Annotated in this window: 6 protein-coding genes and 1 pseudogene; 2 read left to right on the forward strand and 5 right to left on the reverse strand. The window is 63.6% G+C overall.

From position 1 onward, the window contains the following. Window positions 1-135: pseudogene (locus tag GJ668_RS08345) on the forward strand (ISKra4-like element ISTvi1 family transposase); the annotation flags it as partial. 96 nt (window positions 136-231) lie between these two features. Here GJ668_RS08345 and GJ668_RS08350 read toward each other — a convergent pair. The 5 genes from GJ668_RS08350 to GJ668_RS08370 form a co-directional block, all read right to left on the reverse strand. Then, a complete protein-coding gene (locus GJ668_RS08350; protein ID WP_186342984.1) occupies window positions 232-8,934 on the reverse strand; it encodes a glycoside hydrolase family 94 protein in 8,703 nt (2,900 codons plus the stop codon). A 116-nt stretch (window positions 8,935-9,050) separates the two neighbouring features. Beyond that, entirely contained in the window at window positions 9,051-9,341 is a 291-nt protein-coding gene (locus GJ668_RS08355; RefSeq protein ID WP_155449758.1) for a sll1863 family stress response protein, read from the reverse strand. 120 nt (window positions 9,342-9,461) lie between these two features. Continuing rightward, window positions 9,462-10,535 (reverse strand): DUF2333 family protein, encoded by a 1,074-nt coding sequence (locus GJ668_RS08360; protein WP_155449699.1) that lies wholly within the window; start codon window positions 10,533-10,535, stop codon window positions 9,462-9,464. A gap of 59 nt (window positions 10,536-10,594) precedes the next feature. Then, window positions 10,595-10,813, reverse strand: a complete 219-nt coding sequence (locus GJ668_RS08365) for a hypothetical protein (protein WP_155449700.1) — start codon at window positions 10,811-10,813, stop codon at window positions 10,595-10,597. Between the two features lie 16 nt (window positions 10,814-10,829). Then, entirely contained in the window at window positions 10,830-11,018 is a 189-nt protein-coding gene (locus GJ668_RS08370; protein WP_155449701.1) for a Thivi_2564 family membrane protein, read from the reverse strand. 272 nt (window positions 11,019-11,290) lie between these two features. Here GJ668_RS08370 and GJ668_RS08375 point away from each other — a divergent pair, with 272 nt between their 5' ends. Continuing rightward, entirely contained in the window at window positions 11,291-12,010 is a 720-nt protein-coding gene (locus GJ668_RS08375) for a Crp/Fnr family transcriptional regulator (RefSeq protein ID WP_343032193.1), read from the forward strand. The last annotated feature ends 175 nt before the right edge of the window (window positions 12,011-12,185 follow it).

The raw sequence follows: 12,185 nt of genomic DNA on the forward strand, positions 1-12,185 counted from the left end.
GTTCAACAACGTCTCAAGCGTCCCGGGGCGTGGTGGCGCCTTGAGCAGGCCGAGGCCATGCTGGCGCTACGCCTCAATCGCGTCAATGGCCACTGGGAGAACTATTGGCAAGACCTGATCAAACAAGCGGCATGACAATGGCGCGGCACGCATCAGTTATGGTCGCACCCCGCGGCGTGAGCGTATCGGCCAAAGAGACGAGCGCCCGCGCCGCAGAATCTCTTCGACCCGCTATCCAGCCACCCAGACATCTACACGATGCTCCTGCTGGTCATCCAGCAGCCGAATCGCCGGCCCGTCCACCTGGACGTCATCCAGCCTGATCTGCTGCGTCACGCCACTTCGAGTACCGGCGCGGGCACGGTCCTGTCTGACCGCAATGTGATAGCGCGTTTCCCGATAGCGGTACTGAAGACTGAACCCGTCCCAATGCGCCGGTAGACAGGGGGCGATGTAGAGCCGATCCGCCTCCAGCCGCAGCCCCAGCAGGGATTCGAGGATCAGCCGATACATCCAGCCTGCCGAGCCGGTGTACCAGGTCCAGCCGCCGCGCCCGACATGCGGTGCGACCCCATAGACGTCAGCGGCAATCACATACGGCTCGACCTTGTAGAGCGCGATGTCCTCGGGCGAGCGGCCATGATGGATGGGGTTGATCATCCCGAACAGCTCCCAGGTGCGGGTTCGATCGCTCAGTCGGGCAAAGGCCATGGTCGCCCAGATCGCGGCATGGGTGTATTGCCCGCCATTCTCGCGCACACCGGGGACATAGCCCTTGATATAACCGGGTTCGAGCGCCGACTGATCGAAGGGCGGTTCCAGGAGCTGGATCAACCCGGCCTCGCGGCGGACCAGATGCGCATCCAGCGCCTCCATTGCCCGACGCGCCCGCTCTGGATCAGCGGCCCCCGACAGCACCGACCAGCTCTGGGCGATGGAGTCGATCCGGCATTCCGGACTGGTCGCGGACCCCAATGGTGTGCCGTCGTCGAAATAGGCACGCCGGTACCAGTCGCCGTCCCAGCCGTGCTGTTCGAGACGCTCGCGCAACCGCGCCGCTTCCTGTTCGCACTGTTCCGCGAATGGCGCATCATCACGCCGCACCGCCAGCTCGGCGAAGCGCTTGAGCACTTCATAGAGGAAGAAGCCGAGCCAGATGCTTTCACCCCGGCCCTTGATGCCGACCAGATTCATGCCGTCGTTCCAGTCGCCTGAGCCCATCAACGGCAGGCCACGCTCGCCCATCCGCAGACCATGCTGGATGGCGCGCACGCAATGCGTGTAGAGGCTCGCCGACTCGTCGCTCTGACTCGGAAGGTCGTAGTAGCCATCGTCCTCACCCTCGACCAGACGACCATCCAGGAAGGGAGCCATCTCGTCGAGCACCCCGGTGTCGCCGGTGATCTGGACATAGCGGCAGGTCGCCAGCGGCAGCCAGAGATAGTCGTCCGAACAGCGCGTGCGCACGCCCCGACCCGAAGGCGGATGCCACCAGTGCTGGACATCGCCTTCGCGGAACTGGCGGCTCGCGCACAGCCGAAGGTGCTCGCGCACCTGCCCTGGCTCGGCATAGACAAGCGCCATCGCGTCCTGCAATTGATCGCGGAAGCCGAAAGCACCGCCCGATTGGTAGTCGCCACTGCGCGCCCAGAAGCGGCAGGCCAGGGTCTGGTACAGCAGCCAACCGTTGGCAAGCAAATTGAGCGCAGGGTCCGGGGTCTCGACCTGCACCACGCCCAGGGTCTGCGTCCAGTAGTCCTGCACCGCCGTCAGGGCCGCCTGCGCCGCCGCCGCGCCCCGGTGACGATGCACCAGATGACTGGCGTCATCGGCACCGCGCCGACCCACCACGCCAAGCCGGAACACGATCTCGTGCGCCTGGCCGGGCGCCAGCTCGACCTGGACTTGAAGCGCCCCGCAGGCGTCTAGCGCCGGTCCAACCCGTCCGGACAGCCGCGCGCGTGTCAGCGCGGACGGATGGCTCAGGGTGCCGTTGCGCCCGAGGAATTCGGTGCGGTCGCCGGTGACAGTGCGTGCCGGATCGTCCACGTCGAAGAAGGCCAGCCGATCGGCGAACTCACTGTTGTAGGGATTGCGGGCAAAGAGGGCACCGCTAGCCGGATCGATCTCAGTGATGACATGCAGCGCCGACTTGGGTCGCAGATCCCCGAGCACCCACTCGACATAGCCGGTTGCAGACAGTCGGCGCGTTCGATTTGAGCGATTGCGTAGCTTCAGCACCCAGTACTTGAGCGGTTCATCCAGGGCGACATAGGTCCAGAGCTCGGACTCGATGCCGGCTTCGCGATGCTCGAACACGCTATAACCGAAACCGTGCCGACTGACATAGGACGTGGTGCCCGCCGTGGGCAGCGGGGTCGGCGACCAGAACTGGCCGCTGGACTCGTCGCGCAGATAGAAGGCTTCGCCGTGGACATCGCTCACCGGGTCGTTGTGCCAGGGCGTGAGCCGGAAGCCGTGGGCGTTCTCGCTCCAGGTATAGGCGCCGCCGCCGGCGGAGACGACCGTGCCGAAACGGGGGTTCGCCAGAACGTTCACCCAGGGCGCGGGCGTGGTCTGACCGGGCGCGGTGGTGATGACGTACTCGCGTCCGTCGGCGGAGAATCCGCCCAGACCATTGCCGAAGGACAGCACCGGGCGTGACGGGTCGGTGTGCTCGGTCTCGCGCGGCCGGTCACGGCTGAGCTTCAGCGGCGGCATCCGTGTCGGTCGTGGACTGCGTCGACTAAGCTGCTCGGCCAGCGAGCCCTGGCTGTCGCAGAGGATGGCGCGCGCCACGGTCTGGAACAGGATGCGATCCTCGTCCGAGATCTGATCGGCCGGGCGGATGAAGATGCCGCCCGGATGGTCGACCACATGCGCTTCGACGCCCGCGGCGATCAGACCCAGGATCTGCTCCTGGAGCTGCTGGCGATAGCCGGCGCGATCTTCGTTCCAGATCACCAGATCCACGGTGAGTCCCTTGAGCCGCCAGTAGGCATGGGCCTGGACGAGCTGATGCACCAGGTCGATGTTGGCGCGGTCGGCGATCTGACAGAGCACGATCGGCACATCGCCGGACACCGCGTGACTCCAGAGTCCGGACTGACCGCGACGGTTCTGCGCCAGCACGCTGGATTCGGCGCGCAGCGAGGCGTTGGTATAGAGGATCGAGCTGGCTAACCGTCCGTAGAGCTGTGCGTCGGCCGGAGTCGCATTGAGCTGGCGCAGCACCACCTGGCTGTGGGTCCAGGCCAGATCGAAGACGCGATTGGCGAGACGCTCGTCCTGGTATTTTTCGACCAGATCCAGCGCCTGCTCGCGGGTTTCGCCGATGCCATAGATGAGATCCAGGGTCGCGGTCTCATCCGGCTCCAGGATCAGGCGATGACGGATAGACACCATTGGGTCCAGCACCGAGCCAGCACGGCCCGAGAGCGCCCCGGCTTCGTCGAGCGCCTGGGGTGAGGCCGGCGTCCGATCCCGTCCGATGAACTGCATCCGATCCGTTTCGTAGGAGGGGTCGAGCGCACCGAAATCCATCGCTTCGCGCTCTGACGACGCCTGACCATCCTGAGCCGACTCCAGCCCACCTCGCACCACCATCACATGAAACATCCAGGGCGTCGCCTCGCGACTGGAGCGCGGTCGACGATTACAGAGGATCGCCGACTGTGGATGCAGGATCTCGGTCTGCATGAACAGATTGCTGAAGGCCGGATGCAGGGTGTCGGCCATGGGCGGAGCGAGCACCACTTCGGTGTAGCTGGTGACCTCGATGACGCGGCGGGTGCGTGAACGGTTAGTGAGCCGCAATCGCCGCAGCTCCAGATCATCCTCGGGTGAGACGACGATCTCGGTGTAGGACTCGATCTCGTGATCGCGGCGGCGGAACTCGGCGCGGCCCTCGGAGAAGATCGCCTCGAAGCGCTCCGGCATGGTCAGCGTCGGCTGGTAGGCGCTCGACCAGAGGGTGCCGCTCTCCAGGTCGCGCAGATAGCAGAAGCTGCCCCAATGATCGCGCGTGCTGTCTTCGCGCCAGCGGGTAACGGCGAGATCCTTCCAGCGGCTGTAGCCGCCGCCGGCGTTCGTCACCATGACGTGATAGCGACCATTCGACAGCAACTGCACCTCGGGATGCGGGGTATTGGGGCTGTCGAGGACGCGGATCGGCGACTCCAGCGGACCGTCGTTCGCGCGTTCGTTGGTGATCTCGCCGTGGGTGTCGGAAAAGAAGGCGGTGGTCTTGGGGATGCGCTCCTGGAGCAGCAGGGCCGTGGCCTGGAACGAGGGTGTCGAGGCGAAGCGCCGCTGCATCGGGCGATCCAGCAGCCGATAGGCCAGTGACAGCAGGGTCATACCCTGGTGATGGGCCATGAAGGAGCGGATCACGGCGCTCGTCTGGCCGCGCGGCAGCCGCGACGGTGTGTAATCGATCGCTTCGTAGAAACCAAATGGCCCCGCCAGCCCACCGGCGGCGAGCCGCTGGAGATTCAGACAGGCGGCCTCGGGCGCCACCATGAGCGCGAGTGCTGAGGCATAGGGGGCGACGACCAGATCCTCGGCCAGCCAGCGCTTGAGTCCAAGCCCAGGGACACCGAAGGCGCGGTACTGATAGTTGAGCTGCGTATCGAAGCCGTTGTAGCCCGATTCCGAGACGCCCCAGGGCACACCGCGCTCCTGGCCATAGGCGATCTGTCGCGCCACAGCGGTGCGATAGGTTCGGTCGAGCAGGGTGTTGTCATAGGTCGGCATCACCAACAGCGGCATCAGGTACTCGAACATCGAGCCGCTCCAGGACAGAAGCGTGGCGTCGCCGGCCGCGCGGGTCAGGAGACGCCCCAGAGCAAACCAGCTTTCCTGCGGTAACTGACCCTGCGCAATGGCGACGAAACAGCCCAGACGCGCCTCGGAGGCCAGCAGGTCGTAGTAGCTCGCATCGCGCCGTCGCTCGGCGACGTTGTAGCCGATGGCCAGCAGCGCCTGCGCGTCGTCGAACAGGAAGTCGTATTCTATTTGGGCTAGATCGGCGGCGGTGCGCGCCAGATGCTCGATCAGGACGAGCCGCTCGCGCGCGGGCTGGCCGGATGCGCCGTCAGCGTCCGTTTCCAGCTCGGCCACTTGACGCAGCGTCAGTGACAGACTGGCCGGCGTGTCCGTGGACTGGGGCGCGAGCAACAGCAGATCATCCAGCAGGGCACGGCCTTGGTGCGCCAGACGCTGCATCCAGGCTGTCACCGCGTCCTCGGCGTCAGTCGGCACCCGCCGTTCAGGCGTGGCGGCCTCGGCCTGGGTCGTGAGCGTCACGAGACAGTCGCGTGCTTCGCTGAGGCTGGTCGGTGGCGACTGGAGGGCAGACGCCAGCGTGTGCCGGATGTCGGCGAGTGCGGCGGGCACCACGCCCCGACGCTCGGACTCGGAACCGGCCGCGACCGCTTCCTCCAGAACCTGCACGGTATCCATGAGGCCGTCCAGCCAGCGCGGGTTGAGGATCGGAGCGTCGATCAGCGCCCGCAGGCCTGGTTCCAGGGTCAGCAGATGACCGGCGAGGTTGCCGCTGTCCACCGACGAGATGTAGTGAGGCTCAAGCGGCACCCGTGAGCGGGTGTCGTACCAGTTGAAGAAGTGACCGCGATGGCGTTCCAGTCCCGCCATGGTCTGCAGCGCGGCCTCGGTGCGCGCAAGCAGTCCGCCGGTAGGCAGATAACCGAAGTCATGCGCCGTCAGATTCGCCAGCAGCGAAAGTCCCATGTTGGTCGGTGAGGTGCGATGCGCCACCACGGCCACTGGATGCTCCTGGACGTTGTCCGGCGGCAGCCAATGGTCGTCCGGCCCGACGAAGGTCTCGAAGAAGGCCCAGGTTTTGCGCGCGACTGTGCGGAGAAACTGGATCTGATCGGCCGTCAGATGCGTCTCGCGACGCGCCAGCGGTTGGCTCATCCACCAGGCGATCAGGGGCGCGGCCAGCCAGGGTAGCAGAATCGGTGCAGCGACGAGGAGCGAACTCGGTTCGCGTACCGCCAGCGTTGCACCCGTGATCAGGGCGATGGCCGGGGCGATCCACATCGTGCGGTAGACGTCGACCAGTCGCTGGTCGTGGCGCTCCAGATCGCCCGAGGAGGTCCATTCGAGCAGGCCGCGCCGACTGACACCCATCCGCCACAGGGTACGGATCACGGCATCCAGGCTGAAGAAGGCTTCATAGGGCAGACAGGCCAGCGTGAACAGTGCTTGTATCAACCGCTGGCCGGCATCCTGGATCGCCGCCCGCAGATGCGCCGTCCAGCGCAGATCGCCGGGCTTGCGCACGGCGCTCAGGATCGCGGTGAGCAGCGACGGAACCAGCAGGATGCCCAGCACCGCCAGTGTCCAAATGCCCGGCTCGGCCAACAGCACCAACCCCAGCACCAGCAGCGCGGTCAGGGCCGCCGGCACCAGGCTGCGGCGCAGATTGTCGGCCAGTTTCCAGCGCGACAGGATGGACAGCGGATTGCGGCGCGGTCGACCGTCACGCCCCGGAACCTGCGGCAGCAGCCACTGCGCGATCTGCCAGTCGCCGCGAATCCAGCGATGGCGTCGGCTCACATCCGCGCTGTAACAGACTGGATAGTCCTCGTACAACTGCACGTCGGAGAGCAGCCCCGAGCGCGCGTAGCAGCCCTCCAGCAGGTCATGACTGAGGATGCGGTTCTCGGGAAAGTGATCGTCGAGCGCCTGTTCAAAGGCGGCGACCGCATAGATGCCCTTGCCGATGAAAGAGCCTTCCTGGAACCAGTCCTGATAGAGGTCAGAAACGGCCTGGGTATAGGGATCGATGCCCGCGTCCTGCCCGTGCAGCCGTGCAAATCGGGAGCGGTTCGCGCCGGGGAGACTCACCGCCACCCTGGGTTGCAGGATGCCGTAGCCCTGGCTGACACGTCCGAGCTGCGGGTCGAAGTGCGCCCGGTTCAGCGGATGCTCCATGGCACCGACCAGCTCGTGGGCGGCATCGCGCGGGAGCTGGGTATCGGTATCCAGGGTGATGACATAGCGCACCTGCGGAAGGATCCGGATGTCGCCGACGATCAGCGAGAAGCGGGCGCTGGCGTGCGTCGTCGGTTCCTCGGAGTCCGAGGGATTCGCCGAGATTTTATCGACGCCGCGCAACAGGGCATTCAGGTCCATCAGTTTGCCGCGCTTGCGCTCATAGCCCATCCAGAGCCCTTCCCCCGGATTCCAGCGACGCGGGCGATGGAACAGAAAAAAGGTCTCGCCGTCCGAGCAGGGGTATTTGGCATTCAGCGCGGCGACGCCCTGCGCGGCTAAGCGCATCAGTTCAGCATCGCCCGGCTGCGTCTGCGTAGGTGCGTCATGGAAATCCGTCAGGAGACCAAAGTGCAGATATGTATCGCGATTGGCCAGGAAACGCACTTCCAGCGCCTCGATCAGGGTCTCGATCTCGCGCACGCGGCCGAGCATGGTCGGCACGACGATCAGGGTGCGCGCCTCCGGCGCAAGACCCGTGGAACAGTCCAGACGCGGCAGCGGATAGGGCGTGGCCAGCAGGCTGGCCAGCCAGTTCACCAGCGCGACCGCCAGTTGACTGGTGCCGAGCACCGCCAGGACCACCAGTGGCGGCAGCAGCCAGCCCGGAAGGCTGTCGGCCTGCGCCAGCAAGCCCCAGGCAAAGCCGGCCGTGAGCAAGAAGATTGCGCCGAGATAGAGCGCCAGCGGTGAGAGGGTGCTCAGCCGTTTTAGTAACGCCAGACCCGAGAACCGTGCACCGGCCTGGCGCTCCAGTTGCGGGCGTCCGCGATCGATCAGGTAATAGCCGACATGCGCCGTGCGCCCATCCGCTTCTTGGGCGGCCGCGCACGCCTGCGCCAGTCCGATCGCCTCACGCGCGACCTCGGCTTCAGATCGTGGACTGTGTTTCGCGATGGTCTCGACTACATGCCGATAACGATCACGGGTGGCGAAATCCATGCGCCCATAGAGTCCGTCAGGATCTTCGTTCAGGGTGCACTCGACCAGGCTCATGGTCTCGACGAACTCGCGCCAGTCCATGGCCCCGAGGGATCTGAGGCTGCCGATGCTATTGCTGATCGACACCTGATCCGCCGCCTGCTGCTGGACCTCGATGCGCACCAGGTGTTCGATCGTCAGTACGGACTCGGCGAGTTGCTGTTCGATCCAGGTCAGTGGCAAAGCCAGCGCGGCGCTCTGGCCCTGAAGCCGGCGTGCCAGCTCGGCGACAAAGGCGCCCGACAGCGGCGGATTCGAGCGGGCCATGTCGGCGATGACCAGGATCAGATTCTTGGGATCGCTCTCAGCCATCGCCAGCAGACGATCGGCCCAGCCATCGGCCAGATCCTGATCGACGCGACTGGCGGCGAGGCGGGCCGCCACGCGGCGGAGATTCTCGATCAGCGCCAGTCGCAGCATGATCGGGAAGGCCCAGAGCTCGCCGAGCCGCAGCACAGTCACGCTCTGATAGGCCGCCACGAAGCGGTGGATGTTCTCCGGATCGACCCGGCCATCTCCGTGCGCGATGACTTCCAGCGCCAGGTCGTACACGCGCGGCAAGGCCGCCGAGGGACCATCGCGCAGACGCGGCAGCTCCCGGCTGTAGCCCTTGGGCAGGTGTCGCCGGGCGGTGCGGATCTGCTCCTCGATCAGATAAAAGTTGTCGAGTAGCCATTCCCCGGCCGGGGCGATGCGACGGCTCTCGGTCACTGCCGCCATGAGCTGCCGACAGACCAGGTCCAGGATCTTCTCGTTCGCGTTCAGACGCGCCACGAGGCGATCCGGTGGATGCCGGGTCATCAGAACATGCGAGGCCGCGAGCACCTTGCCGTGCTGCTCCATCTGGGCCGCGCTGAACAACTCCAGGCGCAACGGCGACTCGCCGTCGATGGATGGACGGGTCCAGCGGCGGCTGGGGAGTAGCGTCATCAACTTGACCAGGATGTCAGGTATCGCCGGAGTGCGTACATTCAACTGTGGAGACTCCTTCTCGAAGCAAGGCCTCTCCGGACCCAATGCCCGGAGAGGTATTCAGGACTCACCGGCTATTTGAAATGTGCCAGGAATGCCTGATACGAATCCTTGAAGGCCTCCCAGACATTGTCGGTTTCCAGCTTGACCTGTTCCCAGGTGTTCTCGCTTGCCGCCTGCATCTCTGCAAGCTTTTTCTCGCCTTCCGCACGCTTGACATGCAGGGCTGAGAGATGCTCTTCATATTTCACTCTGGCCTCTTCCTTGATTTCCTGTCCCTTCTCCTCCAGAGCACTGATACTCGCATTCCACTCATCGAGCTGCGCCTTCATCTTGGCGATATATTCATCTCTTTGCGTTAACATAGCGTTCTCCTGTTGTGGGTCATTCAACCGGCGGATTGCCGGAGCACAAACACGATTCAGTCCAGTAGACATCTATATTGGAATCAGTGACTCACGACCGAGGTATCCGGGCATTCTGATTCATCCCTTCTGCAACAGACTGCGCAGATCGGTGATCGCGGCATTGACCCGCGAGATATAGGACGCACTCACCAGCGAATGATTCGCGATTGGCCCGTATCCGGTGCCGTTGAGAATCATCGGACTCCAGATAAAATTCTGGGTGTTTTTCAATTCGCGAGTGATCTGCTCAAGCGAAACCACGGCATTTTTGTCCTTGAGCACCGGGGCGAAGTCGATTTCCATCGCCTGCAGAATATGCAGCAAGGCCCAGGTATAGCCGCGTGCCTCGAAAAAGACGTCATCGATCTTGAGCCAGGGTGTCTTGTTCTGTATCTGGGCGGGGGCCGGTGTCGACTGGCGGGCGCTCGGATCACCGGCCAGGGCGGTATCGAGACGGGTCTGACCGACGGCATAGGACAGACGCTGCGCCAGACTCCCCAGGCGTTTCTCGACCACTTCGAGATAGGTGGTCAGGTTGTCGGCGCGGGCGAAGAACTGGGCATGCACGGCAGCCGTGTCCGAGAGTCCGCGGTTGTAACGGTAGAGTGCGTCGATACCCCGGCGATATTCCGATTCGGTGGAGGGCAGGATCCAGGAATCCGATTGGTAGTTGGACTGGGGTTGCGCGATCTCCAGATCCTTATTCTCGACTGACTGGGACTGGGCGCGACTGAAGTCGTTGCGCATGGCGTTCGTCAGATCGCGCCACGCGGTCAGGGCGCCGAATTCCCAGTTGGGAATGTTGTCCAGGAATACGCCTGGCAGGCTGACATCGTTGGTCAGATAGCCGCCAGGTTTGTCGAGCAGGGTTTCGCCAATGCGGATGGCCGTGGCCGTGGTAGCCATTCCGGTCATGAGCTGGCTTTCATCGTGATTGACCAAAGACAGCGCCTGTTCGTGCACGTTATACAGTCCAGGCGAGCGTGACCAATACAGGCTCAGAATGACGATAAAAATCAAATAGGTGACCAGAAACAGTCCGCCTGTCCACCAGATCCCTTTGGCCTTCCAGGTGCTGGGGTGGTAGTAGGTGGCGATCTGAGTCAATTTCCGGGTCAGAACCTCCTTTTTCGAGGATGTATCAGTATTCATGGCAGTCTCCTTGAACCTCCCGCAGGAGGGAGTGATGGTTCCCGACAGTGCGGCAACACCTAGCCCTTCCTGGGCACAGCCAGCAGCAGTGCGCCAATCGCGATGGCCGCCACGCCCGCCCACACTGGAATTCCGACCCACTGACGATCATTGATCGTGAGTTCGATCGGCCCTAAATTGGCCTGCTGTGACTCTTTCGTATAATTGAAACCGCCATACGCCAGACCCAATCCACCGGCAATGATCAAGACAATCGCGACAATCTTGAAGGCATTCATCTGTATTTCCTCTTAACTAACCGATCCGCATCCCGGACAAGGGCGGCATGAGTCCAAAGACCGATAGCAGCCAGAGAATCACAAAAATAATGACGACGACATTCAAGATTTTTTTGATGGTTCCATCCATGGGGATGTAGTTGTTGACCAACCATAGAATCAATCCAACAACAACTAGCGTAATGACTAATGTAATCAGAGGCATGGCGTTTCTCCTGTCAGAAGAATGGGTTTTCAGGTACGTGCCAGGATAGTCCCGGCCCTGACAGGCGTCTGTTCGCTAGCACACATAGAACAGTGTTTTGAAGCCTGTCGCGTACAGACACGCCTGCATCGATGGTGCGCGCTATGTTTGCTAGCGCACTGACCGGCCAGAAGATTGCGTGTATTCATCATCCATCGCGGCCTGCCTGTCTCATTCTGTGCATTGCTGTGCCGTCTGTTCTTCGTCACATACGATCTTCGAGGAGCGCGCGCGTGCTATCCAAATCCGCGAAGAATCCCGCTTTGGCGATCAATCGCCTCCTGGCTGCGCTGCCCGATCAGGACCAGCGCCTTATCCAGGCCAACGGCGATTGCGTCGATCTGCTCCGGGGCACGGTGATCAGCGAACCGGGCGATCCGTTGCACGAGGTCTATTTCCCCATGGACACCGTCCTGTCCCTGGTGACCCCGCCCGCCGATCACGCCGGGCTTGAGGTGCGGTTGGTCGGCAATGAGGGCATGATCGGGACGCCGCTGATTCTGGGGGTCGAGGTGACGCGACTGCGCACCTTCGTCCAGGGCGCAGGCCCGGCGTGGCGGATGAGCCGCGAGCGATTCTGCGACGCCCTGCTCCAGAGCGACGCCCTGCACAGGCGGCTCAACCGCTATCTCGAAGTGCTGATGAACCAGAGCGAGCTGTTGGCCACCTGCACCCGCTTCCATCTGGTGGAGGCGCGCCTTGCCCGCTGGCTATTGATGAGTCAGGATCGGGCGCACGGCGACCGCTTCCATGTCACACATGAATGTCTGGCGCTCCTGCTCGGGGTGCGGCGCGTCGGCGTCACCAAGGCGGCGAGCGCACTGCAGGAGCGCCACCTGATTCGCTATCGTCGTGGGGAGGTCACCGTGCTCGACCGCGCCGGTCTGAAGGCGGCGGCCTGCGGCTGTTACGGGGCGGCGGAAGCCATGTATGACCGGCTTCTGGGCGGATGAAAACCGCGAGCGCCAGGGGCGTGTCCGAGCCTGTCGTGGCCTGACTGACTGAGCGTCTCGCTGCCTGGACGAGTACACTGAATTTGTACGCCAGCGAACAGAAGGCGTCTTGACAGAGCGATGTCGCTAAGCTGGAATCCGCGAGGTCCGACTCCCGGCCGGTCACTCTTGGAGC

Source organism: Allochromatium palmeri (genome assembly GCF_009720725.1).
In the GTDB taxonomy this organism is placed as follows: Bacteria; Pseudomonadota; Gammaproteobacteria; order Chromatiales; family Chromatiaceae; genus Thermochromatium; species Thermochromatium palmeri.